Origin of the sequence: Amycolatopsis oliviviridis (assembly GCF_014654365.1) — a bacterium.
Lineage (GTDB): Bacteria > Actinomycetota > Actinomycetes > Mycobacteriales > Pseudonocardiaceae > Amycolatopsis > Amycolatopsis oliviviridis.
On record NZ_BNAY01000001.1, the window covers coordinates 785,040 to 800,638 of the forward strand.

Sequence of the window (15,599 nt, forward strand, 5' to 3'; positions counted from 1 at the left end):
TACAGTCGGGGTATGCAGACTTGGTCATCGGTCGACGTGCCCCGTATCCCCGGCACCCCCCGTCCGCTGCGGCTCCACGACACCGCGACGGGGCAGATCCGCCCCACGGCGCCCGGGTCCACCGCCCGGATGTACGTCTGCGGCATCACGCCGTACGACGCCACCCACTTGGGGCACGCCGCCACGTACCTGACGTTCGACCTGGTGAACCGCCTGTGGCGGGACGCCGGGCACGACGTCCACTACGTGCAGAACGTGACGGACATCGACGAGCCCCTGCTGGAGCGGGCCGAGCGGGACAAGGACGACTGGGTCGTCCTCGGCATGCGCGAGACGGCGTTGTTCCGCGAGGACATGACCGCGCTGCGGGTGCTGCCGCCGCGACAGTTCGTCGGCGCGGTGGAGAGCATCCCGGAGATCGTCGAGGTCATCGCGAAACTGCTGGCGAACGGCAGCGCGTACCGCGCGGACGACGCGGAGTACCCGGACATCTACTTCGACCACAACGCGACCGGGCACTTCGGTTCCGAGTCGAACTACGACGCCGAGACCATGGCCAAGTTCTTCGCCGAACGCGGCGGCGACCCGGACCGGCCCGGCAAGCAGCATCCGCTCGACGCCCTGCTGTGGCGGATGGCGCGGCCCGGTGAGCCGTCGTGGGAGTCCGAGCTGGGCGCGGGACGGCCCGGCTGGCACATCGAGTGCAGCGCGATCGCGGTCAACCGCCTCGGCCTCGGCTTCGACGTCCAGGGCGGCGGCTCGGACCTGATCTTCCCGCACCACGAGTACAGCGCCGCGCACGCGGAGGCCGTCGCGGGGGACCGGCCGTTCGCGCGGCACTACGTGCACGCCGGGATGATCGGCCTCGACGGCGAGAAGATGTCGAAGTCGCGCGGGAACCTCGTGTTCGTCTCGCGGCTGCGGGCCGACAAGGTCGATCCGGGCGCCATCCGGCTCGCGCTGTTCGCCGGCCACTACCGCGAAGACCGGCCGTGGACCGCGCAGTTGCACGCGGAAGCCGAGGACCGCCTCGCCCGCTGGCGGGACGCCGTCTCCCTCGGCACCGGTCCGGCCGCGGAGGACACCGTCGCGCGCCTGCGCGACCACCTCACCGACGATCTCGACACACCCAAGGCGCTCGCGGCCGTCGACGCGTGGGCCGAGCAGGCACTGAACCGTTCGGGCACCGACCCGGCGGCGCCCGGGCTGATCCGGAACGCGGTCGACGCACTGCTCGGCATCGAGCTCTGAGAAGTGTCAGGAACGTGGCTTTCAGGACATTTTTCGTCCTGAAAGCCACTTTCCTGACACGTGTATAACGCCCTACACGGCGACGCGACCGGCTTCCAGCCGGAGGTGGTCACCCGACCAGTCCCGGCGCAGCCACCGATCGTGAGAAGCGATGACGACGGCTCCGGGCGCCGAATCGAGCGCGGCGAACAACTCCTCGGCCAAGGTGAGCGAGATGTGGTTCGTCGGCTCGTCCAGCAGGAGCACCTCCGGCGGGTCGGCGATCAGCAACGCGAGCGCGAGCCGGCGCCGCTGCCCGACCGACAGTGCGCCCACCCGGGTCCCGAGATCGCGTGGTGCCAGCAGGCCCAGCCCGCGCAACGGGGGAGCACCCTCGCCGAGGGCTTCGGCGTAGGTCCGCTGCGCGGTCTTCTCCGGCTCGGCGAACACGACATCCTGGGCCAGCATGCCGATCCGCATCCCGCGTCCGGAAAGGACGGTCCCGGAGTCCGGCTCCAGCGAGCCGGCGAGAACCGACAGCAGCGTCGACTTCCCGGCGCCGTTCCCGCCGGTGATCAGGAGCCTCGACGTCGTCGTGATGTCGAGCGTCGCCAGCCGCAGCCGCCCGGTGATCTCGATGTCCCGCACCGAGATCGCCGTCTTGCCCTCCCCGGGTTCGCCGGTCAGGTCGCCCTCGAACCGCAGCGGCGCGGGTGGTTTCCGCACCTGGTCGCGTTCCAGTTCGTCCAGCCGCAGCTGCGCGTTGCGGACCCGGCGTGAGATCTGCTTCTGCACCCTCCCGGTCTTGAAGTCGTAGAGCATCTTGGCGTTGTCGCGCTGCGGCCGGTTGTGCGCGACGTTGCGCGCGGTGACGGCCACCGATTCGCGCAGTTCCTTGAGCTCGTCCTGCTCCTCGTTGTAGCGCTGCTCCCAACGCGCCCGTTCGGCCCGTTTCTGGTCCAGGTAGTCGGAATACGTGCCGCCGTACCGGGTCGGGCCGCCCAGCGCGGGGTCGAGGTCGACGATGTCGGTGCACACCGCGTCGAGGAAGACGCGATCGTGCGACGACAGCACGAGGACACCGGTCAGCGACGCGAGATGCTGTTCCAGGAACTCCATCGCGGCGTCGTCGAGGTGGTTCGTCGGCTCGTCCAGGACGAGCGTGCCCGGCCGCCGGATCAGCAGCGCGGCCAGGCCGAGCCGTGACCGCTGCCCGCCCGACAGAGTGCCCAGTTCGCGCGCCGGGTCGATCCCGGCGAGCCCGAGACCCGCGCATACGACTTCGGCCCGCCGGTCGGCGTCCCAGAGGTCGTGCGCCTGGGCCCATTCGAGCACGGTGCCGTACTCGTCGAGCACCGCCGCGTCGTCCGGATGTTCCGCGAGCGCCGCGGTCAGTTCGTCGAGTCTCGCCGACGCTCGCCGGATCTCGGCGAGTGCGTCGTCGATGACGTCGGAGAACCGTGCGGTCAGCGGAAACGGCAGTTCCTGCAAGAGGAATCCGAGGTCGTCGCCACGCAGGACCTCGCCTCCTTGTGGCTCTTCGACCCCGGCCAGCAACCTCAGGAGCGTGGACTTGCCGACGCCGTTCTCGCCGACGAGGCCGAGGCGTTGCCCGGCCGATGCGGTCAGGTTCACGCCGTCGAGCACGACACGGGCGCCGTAGGAGTGCACGAGGTCTTTGGCGATCAGGGAAAGAGACATACGACATCACCGGGTTTCTTCGGACATGAGGGATCCCCGCCGGGCTTCGTGGCTTACGGGAGCCGTGCTCGACCGAAGCCGCCTCGGAGACGGGGAGGGTGCGATGTCAGTTGTCCATGATGCGAGCAGTCTAACGCAACCTGTGTAGCGTTAGTCAACCCCCTCTTTCCGGGATCCGGATCGCAGTCGTGTGGCCTCTTGTTCGGCGAAGGCGCGCCCGTCGGTCAGGACGCCGAGGAGGGCGGCGAGCTGGCGCCGGTCGAGCCGGGCGAGGCGGTCGCCGAAGAAGCGGGCCATGGGGGAGTAGAGGTCGGCCACGTCGTCCAGCCGGTCGGGGAGCGGGCGCACCGCGAGCCGTCGTCGGTCGGCGGGGTCGGGGACGCGTTCGACCAGGCGCCGCGCCTCCATGCGGTCGAGCATCCGGGTCACCGCGCCGGTGGTCATGCCGAGGGCGCGCGCCAGCTGGGTCGGCGAGGTCGCGGCACCGCTGATGACCAGCTGGAGTCCATGCAACTCGGTGGGGCTGATCCCGAGCCGCTCCGCCATGGCCGTCTGGAACAGGACGGTCGCGCTGACGAACCGGGGGATCTCCAGGGCTGCCGCGGTGGCGAGTTCTCGCTGGTCAGGCATGTGCTTCCTTCGTGCAGTAGCTGATTTGTGCAGTTACTGCCACAGGCAGCAACTGCCTGGGAAAGGGTACCGGGAGGGATTTCTTGACATCTTCGAAGCCGCCTGTGAATCTGAAAGAGAACTTTCGAAAGAAGTCTTTCAGATTGGATCGAGCCGATGACGGGGTTGCCGCCGCGCAAGCGGATCGAGGACGTCGAGCTGATGCGGGCGCTGGCGCATCCGCTCCGGTCGGCGCTCGTGGACCATCTGATGGCAGTCGGCCCGCGCACCGCGAGCGAATGCGCGGCCGCGGTCGGCTCGACCGCTTCGAACTGCAGCTGGCACCTGCGTCAGCTGGCCCAGCACGGACTCGTGGAGCGGGTCGAAGGGGAGGACGGGCGAGAGCGGCCCTGGCGCGCTTGTCAGGTCGGCATCGAGTTCGGCGACGACCCGGAACTGCACGGGGCGCAGCTGGCGGTCGTGGGCACGAACCTGGCGCGGGAGAAGGAGCTGACCGAGCGCTACCTCGACGTCGTCGACCGGCTCGACGAGGAATGGCGGGACGCGTCGGGGCTCAACACCTACTCCCTGCGGGTGACCGCGGCCGAGCTGGACGAGCTGGTCCGGGAGATCGACGCGCTCGTCCGGCCTTACGTCGGCGCGATCCGCGAAGACGCCCCCGCGGGAGCCCGTCCGGTCCACTTGGGACTGCGGGCGTTCCTGCGTATCGACGCCGAAGGGAAGCCGAGCGCATGAGACCGCTGAGAGAACCCGCCTTCGCGCGGCTGTGGATCGCCGCCTTCTTCTCCGAGACCGCCGAGTGGATGCTGCAGATCGCGCTGCCGGTGTTCATCTTCCAGACCACCGGCTCCGCGGCCACCACCGCGCTGAGCATCGTCCTCGGGTTGTTGCCCGCGGTGCTGCTCAGCCCGGTCGCCGGTGTCGTCGCGGACCGCTGGAACCGGCGGCTGGTGCTGTGCGTGGTGTGCGCGGGGCAGGCGTTCGTCGCGCTCCCGCTACTGTTCGTCGCTTCCGGCGGACCGGCGTTCGTGATCTACGGGGTCATGGCCGCGCAGGCGGGCCTGGCCTCGTTGTTCGAGCCCGCCCGCAACGCGCTCGTGCCGGAACTGGTCGCCCCGGACGAGCTGATCGGCGCCAACGGGCTCATGAGCATCAACGGCAGCGTCGCGCGGCTCGCCGGCGGCTGGGCGGGCGGTCTCCTGCTCGGTTTCGGCGGCCTGGGCTGGGTCGTGGTGGCGTACCTCGGCGTGCTGGTGATCGGTTCGATCCTGCTGGCGCGCCCGTTCCGGCGGACCGCCGCGCCCATCCAGGCGGGCCCGCACGAGCCGGTGCTGCGAGCCTGGATCGACGGCCTCCGCGAGATCGGCCGCGAAGGACGCCTTCGTCTCGCCGGTGTCGTCGTGGTCCTGACCTCCCTGGCGCAGGGAATGTTCCTGGTGCTCTTCGTGGTCTTCGTGCTCGACATCCTCAAGGGCACCGAAGGCGACGTCGGCCTGCTGCGCGGTGTGCAGGCACTCGGCGGGCTGGCCGCGGGATTCGCCGTCGCCACCGTCGCCCGCAAGGTCGCGCCCACCGCTCTGCTCGGCTGGGGCGGGCTCGCGCTCGGCCTGCTGTCGGCGGTGATCTGGAACCTGCCCGCGCTGACCGCGTCGCTGGGCGTCTTCGTCGGCCTCTTCGGCCTGGTGGGCGCACCCGGGGTGCTGGCGGGGTCCGGGTTGCTCTCACTGGTCCAGACGACCGCGTCGCCCGAACGGTCCGGCCGCGTCCTGAGCACCGTGTTCGCCGGGACCGCGGGGTTCACCGCGCTGGGCGCGCTGCTGGCCGGTGGGCTGGTTTCCGTCCTGGGCAGCGGTGTCCTGCTGAACATCCAGGCGGCACTGCACGTCGCCTCGGCGTTGGTCGTGCTGGGAGTGTCGGCGTCGGGCCGGTTACGCTGCGATGCGGTTTTGGCGGTTCGCCGGTCCGAGTGAAGCTACGGTGGAGGAGTGCCGCATCTCTTCGCCACCAGCGACCTCCACGTCACCCATGAGGGCAACGCCCCGATCGTCGACGAGGTCGTCCCCCGGACCCCCGACGACTGGCTGCTCGTGGCCGGTGACGTCGCCGAACGCGCCGAATCCGTGATCGGGGTGCTCAAGACCTTGCGGGAACGCTTCGCGAAGGTCGTCTGGGTGCCCGGCAACCACGAGCTGTGGACCACCCAGAAGGACGAATGTCAGCTGCGCGGCCAGGCGCGCTACGAGCACCTGGTCGAGCGATGCCGGGAGATCGACGTCCTCACTCCGGAGGACCCGTATCCGGTGTGGGAACACCAGGAGAAGCCGCTGACGATCGCCCCGCTGTTCGTGCTGTACGACTACAGCTGGCGGACCCCGTCGGCCGAGGGGCTGCCGATGGCGGCGGCCGTCGAAGAGGCACGTGAGGCGGGCGTGCTGTGCACCGACGAGTTCTTCCTGCACCCCGACCCGTACCCCAGCAGGCAGGCCTGGTGCGCCGACCGGGTGAAGATCAGCACGGAGCGGCTGGAGGCGATCCCCGAGGACCACGGGACGATCCTGATGTCGCACTGGCCGCTGCACCGCCACCCGACCGCGCCGTTGTACTTCCCGGAGTTCGCGCTCTGGTGCGGCACGACCGAGACCGAGGACTGGCACCGCCGGTTCCGGGCGGAGGTCGCCGTCTACGGGCACCTGCACATCCCGCGCTCCACCGAGGCGGACGGGGTGCGCTTCGAGGAGGTCTCGCTCGGCTATCCGCGTGAGTGGCGGAAGCGGGCGCGGGGTCCCATCCCGCTGCGGCGCATCTTCTGAGGTCCGCCCGCCAAGTGACCTGAACCGAATGACATGAAAGGCCCCTTCATTGCAAAATTTGCAATGAAGGGGCCTTTCATGTCGCTTGAGAGCCGCCGTCAGCCCCGTCCGGGACCGTCCTGTCCCGGACGACGGCGCCGCAGGTACCGCTCGAACTCGGCCGCGATCTTGTCCCCGCTCACGTCGTCGAGCGTGAACTCGGTCTCCGCGTCGCCGCGCTCCTCGAGTCCCCGGACGTACTCGCTGATCTCCTCGTCCTCCTCGGCCATCTCGGTGACCGTCCGCTGCCACTCCTCGGCCTGCTCGGGAAGGGCACCGAGCGGGATCTCGACGTCGAGGACGTCCTCGAGTTTGTGCAGCAGCGCCAGCGTGGCCTTGGGCGACGGCGGATGCGAGACGTAGTGCGGCACGGCCGCCCAGATCGAGACCGCCGGGACACCCGCCTGCACGCAGTAGTCCTGCAGGACCCCGACGATGCCGGTCGGCCCCTGGTAGTTGTTCAGCTCCAGGCCGAACTGCGAAGCGGTGTCCTTGTCGTACGCCGTTCCGGTGACCGGGACGGGCCGGGTGTGCGCGGTGTCGGCGAGCAGTGCGCCGAGGGTGACGACGGTGGCCACGTCCAGTTGCTGGATGTGCTCCAGCAGTTCGGCGCAGAAGGCGCGCCAGCGCATGTTCGGTTCGGGTCCCTGGACCAGCACGATGTCCCGGCTCAGGCCCTCCGGGCGGCACACCGAGAGCCGCGTGGTCGGCCAGTCGACCCTTCGGGTGACGCCGTCCACCATGCGGACGGTAGGTCTGCTCACCTGGAAGTCGTAGTACTCGTCCGGACTCAGCTCGCTCAGCGGTGTCGCATCCCAGTTGAGCTGAAGATGCTCGACCGCCCGGCTGGCCGCGTCACCTGCGTCGTTCCATCCTTCGAAGGCGACGATCATGATCGGCTTGGTGTCATCCGGGTGGTCGCGGCCGGGCCGCTGGGTCTCGTCGACGGGCTCACTCACCGGACCAGCCTACGACCAGGCGGGTATTCACCGTTGAGCATGTCCGATCGCCTTCGCTCAGGGCGAACCAGGCATAGGTGCCGTAATACGACATTCAGGGCAAGACGCCGCGACGTCGGCGTGATCGTGTCTCGGCTACCGTGGGGTACGGAACGTCGAAACGCGCAAGATCCGATCGTGAGGGGGAGCCGTGACCGAACCGTCCACACTGGACGGACTCGCCGCCGTGCTGTGGGATATGGACGGCACGCTGGTCGACTCGGAGAAGCTGTGGGACGTCGCCCTCTACGAGGCCGTCGAGACCCTCGGCGGCACGCTGACCGAGGAGCAGCGCCTGAGCCTCGTCGGGTCCAATATGGACGACACGGCCGCGTTCCTCCTCGAAGTGTGCGGCAAACCCGTCGATCCCGAGTCGATCGCGGAGATGGGCGAGTGGATCCGCAAGCGGACGGCCAACCTCTTCGACGGTCCGCTCCCGTGGCGTCCCGGCGCGCAGGAGCTGCTGGAACTGTTGCGCGCCAAGGGTGTCCCGATGGCGCTGGTCACCTCCACCGAACGGTCGCTGACCGAACTCGCGCTCAACACGATCGGCCGCGAGTACTTCGCCGCCACTGTCTGCGGTGACGAGGTCGATGGTCTGAACAAGCCGGACGCGCGGCCGTATCGGCTGGCGACGGAGTTGCTGGGGGTCCCGGCTTCCCGGTGCGTCGCGATCGAGGATTCCCCGCCGGGCGCGGCGTCCGCCGCCGCGGCGGGCTGCACGGTCGTGGTGATCCCGAACGACGTCGACGTCGAACCGGGGGAGCGGCGCGTGTTCCGCTCGTCGCTGGTCGGCCTCGACGTGCCCACGCTGACCGCGCTGCTGCCCTGACCGCCATGTCGCGTTTCCGCTAGACCTCACCCCTGGTGGTCGGTGATGCTGGCCTGGTGCATGAGGATTTCGAGCGCTGCGTACGGGCGGTCCAGGCGAAGGACGCCCGCTTTGACGGCTGGTTCTTCACCGCCGTCCTGACGACGCGGATCTATTGCCGGGCGAGCTGTCCCGTCGTCCCGCCCAAACCGGAGAACATGTCGTTCTACCCGAGCGCGGCGGCCGCTCAGGAGGCCGGGTTCCGCGCCTGCAAACGGTGCAGGCCGGACGCGAGTCCCGGTTCACCGCAGTGGAACGAGCGGGCGGACCTGGTGGCCAGGGCGATGCGGCTGATCGCCGACGGCGTCGTCGACACCGACGGCGTGAGCGGGCTGGCCGCCCGGCTCGGGTACAGCGTCCGGCAGGTCGAGCGGCACGTGCGCGCCGAACTCGGCGCGGGCCCGCTCAGCCTCGCCCGTGCGCAGCGCGCGCAGACGGCACGGCTGCTGATCGAGACGACCGGGCTGTCGATGATCGACGTCGCCCTCGCCGCGGGGTTCGGCAGCGTCCGGACCTTCAACGACACCGTCCGCGAGGTGTTCGCGCTGTCGCCGACCGAACTGCGGGCCCGCGTGCGCACCGCGCCGGCGACCGCGCCCGGGACGCTGAACCTGCGCTTGCCGTACCGCAAGCCGTTGTTCCCGGACAACCTCTTCGGGCATCTGGTCGCGACCGGCGTCCCCGGTGTCGAGGAGTGGCGTGACGGCGCGTACCGGCGGACGCTGCGGTTGCCGCACGGTCCGGCCGTCGTCGCGCTCAAACCCGAAGACGGCTTCATCGGCTGCCGGCTGACGCTGTCGGATCTGCGGGACCTCTCGACCGCGATCAGCCGTTGCCGCCGCCTGCTCGACCTCGACGCCGACCCGGTCGCGGTCGACGACGCCCTGGCCTCGGACCGGTTGCTCGGACCGCTCGTGACCGCCGCACCGGGCAGGCGGGTGCCGAGGACGGTCGACGGCGACGAGTTCGCCGTCCGCGCGGTCCTGGGCCAGCAGGTCTCCACCGCCGCCGCCCGGACCCACGCCGCCCGCCTGGTCCTCGCGCACGGCGAGCCCGTCGACGATCCGGAAGGCGGTCTTACCCACGTCTTCCCGGACGCCGCCGCGCTCGCGGAGCTCGACCCGGGAAGCCTGGCGATGCCGCAGAGCCGGAAGCGGACCCTGCTCGGCCTCGTCGCCGAACTGAACGGCGGCGAACTCGACCTCGGCGCGGGCAGTGACTGGCAGCGGGCCCGGGAACGGCTGCTCGCGCTGCCCGGTTTCGGCCCGTGGACCGTCGAGAGCATCGCGATGCGCTCACTCGGCGACCCGGACGCCTTCCTGCCGACCGACCTCGGCGTCAAGGTCGCCGCGAAGGGGCTCGGGCTCGCCCCGGCCGCGTTCGCCGCGCACGCCGAGCGCTGGCGCCCGTGGCGCGCCTACGCCGTCCAGCATCTCTGGGCGACCGGTGATCACCCGATCAACCGGCTGCCCGCCGCCTGAGTCCTGAGGAGCTCCATGCGCACGCACACCGTCATCGACAGCCCGTACGACCGGCTGACCCTGGTCGCGGAGGGCGACAGCCTCCGCGGGCTGTACATGGTCCAGCAGCGGCATCGTCCGGCCGAGGAGAGCTTCGGCCACCCGGATCCGGGCGCGCCGATCTTCGTGGAGACCGAGAGACAGCTCAAGGAGTACTTCGCCGGGCAGCGGAAGGACTTCGATCTTCCGCTGAGCTTCGGCGGCACCGACTTCCAGCGGATGGTCTGGGAAGGCCTGCTCGGGATCCCTTATGGCGAGACGGTCTCCTACGGCGAACTCGCCGACCGGCTCGGCAGGCCCACGGCGTCACGCGCGGTCGGGCTCGCGAACGGGAAGAACCCGATCGGCATCATCGTGCCGTGCCATCGCGTGATCGGTTCCAACGGCGATCTGACCGGTTACGGCGGTGGTGTCGAACGGAAGCGGCACCTGCTCGACTTCGAGCGGGGTGGCGCGGCGCTGTTCTGAGGTGTGACGCCGACGTCAACACACCGGCCCGGGGCAGCGCGACGCGAGCGCGGATGGAAGGATCTCCAGACTGTGAAGACCTTCGATGAGCTGTTCGCCGAGCTTGCCGAGCGCGCCCGTACGCGCCCCGACGGTTCCGGCACCGTCGCCGCGCTGGACGCGGGAGTGCACGCACAGGGCAAGAAGGTGCTCGAAGAGGCGGGCGAGGTGTGGATCGCCGCCGAGCACGAATCCGACGACAGGCTCGCGGAGGAGATTTCACAGCTGCTGTACCGGTTGCAGGTGCTCATGATCGGCCGTGGCCTGTCGAAAGAGGACGTGTACCGGTACCTGTGACGCGTCCGCGTCCGGAGAACCAAGGAGAAGCAATGCTGCGTGTCGCCGTGCCGAACAAGGGAGCCCTCGCCGCCGCCGCGTCGGAGATGCTCGGAGAGGCCGGCTACCGCAAGCGACATGAGGCCCGCGATCTGACCGTGCTGGACACGGTCAACGAGGTCGAGTTCTTCTTCTTGCGCCCCAAGGACATCGCGATCTACGTCGGGTCCGGTGAGCTGGACCTCGGCATCACCGGCCGCGACCTCGCGCTCGACTCCGGAGCTCCGGTGGAGGAGATCCTCGGCCTCGGCTTCGGCGGGTCCACCTTCCGGTACGCCGCGCCCGCGGGCCGGGACTGGAAGGTCGAGGACCTGCAGGGCAAGCGGCTCGCGACCTCGTACCCGCGGCTCGTGCGGGAGAACCTGAAGCAGCAGGGAGTGGAGGCGGAGGTCATCCGCCTCGACGGCGCCGTCGAGATCTCGATCCAGCTCGGCGTGGCCGACGCCATCGCCGACGTCGTCGAGTCCGGGCGTTCGCTGCGCCAGCACAACCTCGTGGCCTTCGCGGATCCGATCTGCGTGTCGGAGGCGGTGCTGCTCCAGCGGGCGGGGACCGAGCACACCCGGCCGAAGGATCAGCTGAAGGCACGGCTGCAGGGTGTCGTGTTCGCCCAGCACTACATGATGCTGGACTACGACTGCCCGCGTTCGCTGCTCGAAGCGGCCATCGCGATCACGCCGGGCCTCGAGTCGCCGACCGTCGCGCCGCTGGCCGACGAGGACTGGGTGGCCGTGCGGGCGATGGTGCCGCGCAAGGAGGTCAACCGGATCATGGACGAACTCGCCGAGACCGGCGCGAAGGCCGTCTTGGCCTCGGACATCCGGGCCTGTCGCCTCTGACCCCGCCTCCAGACGCTATGAAAGGTCCTTTCCTTGCGAAATTTGCAAGGAAAGGACCTTTCATAGCGTTCGGTACCGGGCCGGACGAGAGTCTGAGCGCCGACGTGGCGGCTACCGGGGCCGGTTCGGCTTCTTGGGCATCAGGTCGTAGAGCCGCTTCCGGGCGCCGTTGTCGTTGGCGCTGCGCGTCACCGAGACCTCGGTGATGAAGTCCTCGAAGACGAACTCCTCGTCCGCGGGGACGATCGCCGGGGCCGGATGGTTCTTCGCGTACCCGTCCAGTGTTTCCGCGATCTCACGGAACGACAGAGCTTGCAGTGTTTCCGGCGCGTACGTCGTCACCGGCACTCCGTGCGCGGCCGCCTCGTTCATCACCACACCGAGCGGTACGTGCGACAACATCGGGATCCCGAACGCGTAGAGCTCCTGCAACGCGGCCGCGGCGTAATGCGAGACCGGGCGGCGGTACAGCCCGGGAACCAGGCCGTAGTAGGCGATCGGCGGACGGCCGACGGTCTGTTCGACGTAACGCACCTGGTCCGAAAGCAGGCGCAGCGCCCGGATGCTCGTCCGGTCCGGCTGCACCGGCACGAGGATGCCGTGCGAGGCGGCCAGCGCGTTGTTGGTCAGCACGTCGAGGGCGGGCGGGCAATCGATGATGATGTGGTCGTAGTTCGCGAACTGGATGACCCTGGCCAGCTGCCAGCCCGGGACGCGGAACTGGTCCAGCCGCCGGATGAGGTCGAACATTCCCGGCGACGTCGGGATGACGTCGAACGCGCCACCCCGCCCGAGGTTGCTGCGCGGATGCCGCACCGCGAGTTCCTCGATCGGGCCCTTCCACACCTTGGTCAGGGCTTTTGCCAGGCTGGGCATATCGGGGGCCACTTCGTCCAGCCCGAGGAGTTCGGTCGTCGCGTGGCCCTGTGGGTCGAGGTCGATCAGCAGCACCCGGCGACCGCGTTCGGCCAAAGCGGCCGCCGCGCCCACGCTGAGTGAGGTCTTGCCGACCCCGCCTTTCTGGTTGACCACCGAGGTGATCTGCATGCCGAAGCGCTCCCTGTGTCTGTTGTTCCGGGAAGGCTATTGGAAACCCGCCGAGAAAGCGCGTCTATCAGCCCGCCTGTCGCGGTCGCACCAGGAGAGCCTGCGCTCCGGAGGCGACCGGGCCGGAGACGTCGTGCAGGGTGGTGGTCGCCGTGCCGATGCCGTTCGGGCCGACCAGGGTGGCCGCGTCGACGCCGATCCAGTCGCCCAGCGGCGGCCGGCGCAGGTGCACGGTCAGCTCGGAGTTGATGAACCACCACTCGCGAGGGTCGAGGAAATTCGAAATCCCGTTGCCCGAGTCGGCCAGGACGAACAGCCGCTGCAACGCGCTCGGCTTCTCCCCGTCCACGAGGGCGACGCGCTGACGGCCCCAGACCGTCGCGGGCCCGGGCTCGTCGAGCGCGCCCTTGACACGCCGCCACTCGACGGCGTCCAGGTAGCCGCCGTGCCAGCCTTCCGGCCAGTTCGAAGTCGGGAGGTCGTCCGGTGCCGGCAGCGCGGGCCCCTCCGCCGTGGCCACCTCGGTGGTGTCCGAGGTCGCGATGCGCCACGCCGAAGCACGGGCGACGACCCGCTCCCCGTGGGACAGTTCGGCCTCCAGCCACTCGACCGACCGGCCCGGGCGTTCCACCCAGGCCCGCACCGAGAGCTCCTTCAGCGGGGCGGGCCCGAGGATCTCGATCGTCACCCGCGCCAGCTGGCTCACATGCGGCGCTTCGACCGCTTCGAGCGCGCGGACCAGCAACGCCGAGGGTGGCCCGAAGTGCTGCGCGTCCGGGGTCCACGGGCCGGCGGTGTGCTGGGTCGGGAGGAAGAGGCCCTCGCCAGTCGGTACGTAGAAGGCTTCTGTCACAAAGGGCACCTTAGGCGCTAATCCGCTCGGTCCAATACGGACTCCTCGCCGGGATCCGGCTCCGGCCAGCCGGGATAGGGCGGGGGAGTGCCGCCGTACTGCGGGCAGAGCGCCTGGTGGTCGCACCACGCGCAGAGTTTGCTCGGATTGGGCCGGAAATCGCCGGTCTTGCCCGCTTTGAGGATCGCCTGCCAGATCGCTTCCAGCGTGCGCTCGAAGCGGATCAGTTCGCCCTCGTCGGGCGTGTACGCGAGGGACTGGCCATCGGTGAGGTACATCAGTTTCAGCTGGCGCGGCACGACACCGCGAAGCCGCCAGAGGACCACGGCGTAGAACTTCATCTGGAACATCGCCTTGGCCTCGCCGATCTCGCGGGGCGCGGCACCGGTCTTGTAGTCGACGACCCGGATCTCGCCGGTCGGCGCCACGTCCAGCCTGTCGACGTAGCCGCGCAGCAACACCCCGGAGCCCAGTTCGATCTCGACGTGCAGCTCGCACGCTTCGGGCTCCAGCCGACGCGGATCCTCCAGGCCGAAGTAGGTGTCGACGAGCTGCTCCGCCGACGAGAGCCACGAGGTGACGGCCTCGGGATCGTCCTGATCGAACAGCTCGATCCACTCCGGACGTTCCGCCGACAGGTCCTCCCACGCCGGCGCGAGGAGTTCCTTGGCCTGCGGAGGGGTGCGGTCGGCTTGCGGGAGAGAGAACAAGCGTTCCAGCACGGAATGCACCAGGGTGCCGCGAAGCTGGGCCTTCGTCGGGATCTCGGGCAGTCTGTCCACCGCGCGGAAACGGTAGAGCAGCGGGCACTGCTTGAAGTCGCTGGCACGCGACGGGGACAGGGCCGGCCGACGGCGCGGGACTTCGGCGCCGGGCGGCGGATCGGCGGTGACCGTGTCGGTGTCGGGCATGGGAGGAGGGTATCGCCGGGTACCGACAGTTCCGGGACCGCGACGCACCGGAGTGGCATGACCGACACCACCCGGACGGGCGGGACGGGTTACCGGCACCCCACACCTGGGCATCTACGCTCTGACACATGGCGGTGACGGGTGAGCAGGGCCCGCCTCGACGAGGCGTGGCGCCGGAGGGCGGTCTCCTGCTTTTCCGCGTGTCCGGAATCCCCGTGCTGCTCGCCCCGTCGTGGTGGATCGGCTCCCTGATCATCGTGGTGCTCTACACACCACTGGTCGAACGGTTCCTGCCCGGAGCGACGACGCTGACCTCGTGGCTGCTGGCGGCCGCGTTCGCGGTCCTTCTCGGACTTTCGGTGCTCGCGCACGAGCTGGGGCACTGCCTGGTGGCGCTGCGGCTCGGCATCCCCGTCCGGCGCCTGCGCCTCTTCCTGCTCGGCGGCCTTTCCGAGGTCGCCAGGACTCCCCGGCAGCCGCGGCAGGAAGGCCTCGTCGCCGCCGCGGGACCGGTGGTTTCATTGCTGCTCGGCGGTTTCTGCGGTCTGCTCATGTTCGCCGTCCCGGCGGAGAGCGCGGCGTGGCTGCTCATCGCCGAATGCGCCGTCGCGAACTTCGCCGTCGGGATCTTCAATCTCCTGCCCGGGCTCCCGCTCGACGGCGGCCGCCTGGTTCGCGCCGGGGTCTGGGCGGCCACCGGTCGACGGGAAAAGGGCACGCGGGCGGCGGTCGTGGGCGGCGGCATCGTCGCGGCGGGACTGGTCGTCTGGGCGCTGTGGGGGCTGGCGGCGGGCAGTGAGGACCGCTGGCTGCGGCTCGGTGTCTGCGTCGTGACGGCGTGGTTCGTGATCCTCGGCGCGCGAAGCGAACTCGCCGCCGAAACGCGCCGAGGGTGGCCCGAAGGGGTGCGGCTGAGCGAGCTCGTCCGCCCCGTTCTCCAGCTTCCCGCGGAAAGCCCCGTCTCGGACGCGCTGGCCGCTTCGGCGGGACGTGGGGTGGTCCTGGTGCGTGCCGACGGTGTCGCGGCCGGGCTGCTCGACGAGACGGCGGCCGCGCATCTGGCCGGAACGTCGCCGCACGCCCCGGCGGAGCTGGCCGCGGAGCCGATCCGTGCCGACACCGTGCTGCTGTCCTCGGAGTCAGGGGAGGAGATCGCCGAGCGCGTCCGGGAAACCGCCGCCTGGCAGTTCCTCGTCGTGGACGACGAAGGCAGGCCGGCGGGCGTGCTCCGGCGCGAGGACCTGCGCGCCGCGATGACCCGGAGCCGACCCCCGGCGTAGCGCGGTACGGCCACCTGCGAGGATCGG

16 protein-coding genes are annotated in these 15,599 nt (G+C 70.0%); 10 read left to right on the top strand and 6 right to left on the bottom strand.

What is annotated here, in order from left to right; translation table 11 throughout:
• Positions 1 to 12: 12 nt before the first annotated feature.
• Positions 13 to 1,251: a cysteine--1-D-myo-inosityl 2-amino-2-deoxy-alpha-D-glucopyranoside ligase gene (gene mshC / locus IE302_RS03150; protein ID WP_191251522.1), complete on the top strand. Its 1,239-nt coding sequence runs from the start codon at positions 13 to 15 to the stop codon at positions 1,249 to 1,251.
• 72 nt (positions 1,252 to 1,323) lie between these two features.
• Here the strand turns inward: mshC and IE302_RS03155 are convergent, their stop codons facing one another.
• A complete protein-coding gene (locus IE302_RS03155) occupies positions 1,324 to 2,931 on the bottom strand; it encodes an ABC-F family ATP-binding cassette domain-containing protein (protein ID WP_191251524.1) in 1,608 nt (535 codons plus the stop codon).
• Positions 2,932 to 3,081: 150 nt separating this feature from the next.
• Positions 3,082 to 3,561: a MarR family winged helix-turn-helix transcriptional regulator gene (locus tag IE302_RS03160; protein ID WP_005150195.1), complete on the bottom strand. Its 480-nt coding sequence runs from the start codon at positions 3,559 to 3,561 to the stop codon at positions 3,082 to 3,084.
• Positions 3,562 to 3,717: 156 nt separating this feature from the next.
• On the opposite strand from IE302_RS03160, the gene IE302_RS03165 reads away from it, so the two are divergent.
• The 3 genes from IE302_RS03165 to IE302_RS03175 are packed head-to-tail and all read left to right on the top strand — an operon-like array spanning position 3,718 to position 6,371.
• On the top strand, positions 3,718 to 4,296 hold the full coding sequence (locus tag IE302_RS03165; RefSeq protein ID WP_191251526.1) for an ArsR/SmtB family transcription factor: 579 nt from the start codon (positions 3,718 to 3,720) through the stop codon (positions 4,294 to 4,296).
• Positions 4,293 to 5,531, top strand: a complete 1,239-nt coding sequence (locus tag IE302_RS03170) for an MFS transporter (RefSeq protein ID WP_191251527.1) — start codon at positions 4,293 to 4,295, stop codon at positions 5,529 to 5,531. Before IE302_RS03165 ends, IE302_RS03170 begins: the two co-directional genes overlap by 4 nt.
• A gap of 15 nt (positions 5,532 to 5,546) precedes the next feature.
• Entirely contained in the window at positions 5,547 to 6,371 is an 825-nt protein-coding gene (locus IE302_RS03175) for a metallophosphoesterase family protein (protein WP_191251529.1), read from the top strand.
• A gap of 98 nt (positions 6,372 to 6,469) precedes the next feature.
• Here IE302_RS03175 and IE302_RS03180 read toward each other — a convergent pair whose 3' ends face one another.
• Positions 6,470 to 7,369, bottom strand: a complete 900-nt coding sequence (locus IE302_RS03180) for a PAC2 family protein (protein WP_005150209.1) — start codon at positions 7,367 to 7,369, stop codon at positions 6,470 to 6,472.
• A gap of 190 nt (positions 7,370 to 7,559) precedes the next feature.
• Here IE302_RS03180 and IE302_RS03185 point away from each other — a divergent pair, with 190 nt between their 5' ends.
• From IE302_RS03185 to hisG, 5 genes are all read left to right on the top strand, one after another.
• Complete coding sequence (locus tag IE302_RS03185) at positions 7,560 to 8,240, top strand: HAD family hydrolase (protein ID WP_191251531.1); 681 nt, start codon at positions 7,560 to 7,562, stop codon at positions 8,238 to 8,240.
• Between the two features lie 56 nt (positions 8,241 to 8,296).
• Positions 8,297 to 9,760: a DNA-3-methyladenine glycosylase 2 family protein gene (locus IE302_RS03190; RefSeq protein ID WP_191251533.1), complete on the top strand. Its 1,464-nt coding sequence runs from the start codon at positions 8,297 to 8,299 to the stop codon at positions 9,758 to 9,760.
• A 15-nt stretch (positions 9,761 to 9,775) separates the two neighbouring features.
• Positions 9,776 to 10,267: a methylated-DNA--[protein]-cysteine S-methyltransferase gene (locus IE302_RS03195; RefSeq protein ID WP_191251534.1), complete on the top strand. Its 492-nt coding sequence runs from the start codon at positions 9,776 to 9,778 to the stop codon at positions 10,265 to 10,267.
• 72 nt (positions 10,268 to 10,339) lie between these two features.
• The gene (locus IE302_RS03200) at positions 10,340 to 10,603 is read left to right on the top strand and encodes a phosphoribosyl-ATP diphosphatase (RefSeq protein WP_020635144.1); all 264 of its coding nucleotides are present in this window, start codon (positions 10,340 to 10,342) and stop codon (positions 10,601 to 10,603) included.
• Positions 10,604 to 10,635: 32 nt separating this feature from the next.
• Positions 10,636 to 11,481 (top strand): ATP phosphoribosyltransferase, encoded by an 846-nt coding sequence (hisG, locus tag IE302_RS03205; RefSeq protein WP_191251536.1) that lies wholly within the window; start codon positions 10,636 to 10,638, stop codon positions 11,479 to 11,481.
• A gap of 111 nt (positions 11,482 to 11,592) precedes the next feature.
• Here the strand turns inward: hisG and IE302_RS03210 are convergent, their stop codons facing one another.
• The 3 genes from IE302_RS03210 to IE302_RS03220 form a co-directional block, all read right to left on the bottom strand.
• Positions 11,593 to 12,528, bottom strand: coding sequence for a ParA family protein (locus IE302_RS03210; RefSeq protein ID WP_191251538.1), 936 nt, complete (start codon positions 12,526 to 12,528; stop codon positions 11,593 to 11,595).
• Positions 12,529 to 12,595: 67 nt separating this feature from the next.
• Complete coding sequence (locus IE302_RS03215) at positions 12,596 to 13,381, bottom strand: thioesterase family protein (RefSeq protein WP_191251540.1); 786 nt, start codon at positions 13,379 to 13,381, stop codon at positions 12,596 to 12,598.
• A 17-nt stretch (positions 13,382 to 13,398) separates the two neighbouring features.
• Positions 13,399 to 14,292 (bottom strand): RecB family exonuclease, encoded by an 894-nt coding sequence (locus IE302_RS03220; protein ID WP_005150226.1) that lies wholly within the window; start codon positions 14,290 to 14,292, stop codon positions 13,399 to 13,401.
• A 128-nt stretch (positions 14,293 to 14,420) separates the two neighbouring features.
• Here IE302_RS03220 and IE302_RS03225 point away from each other — a divergent pair, with 128 nt between their 5' ends.
• Positions 14,421 to 15,572 (top strand): M50 family metallopeptidase, encoded by a 1,152-nt coding sequence (locus tag IE302_RS03225; RefSeq protein WP_191251542.1) that lies wholly within the window; start codon positions 14,421 to 14,423, stop codon positions 15,570 to 15,572.
• The last annotated feature ends 27 nt before the right edge of the window (positions 15,573 to 15,599 follow it).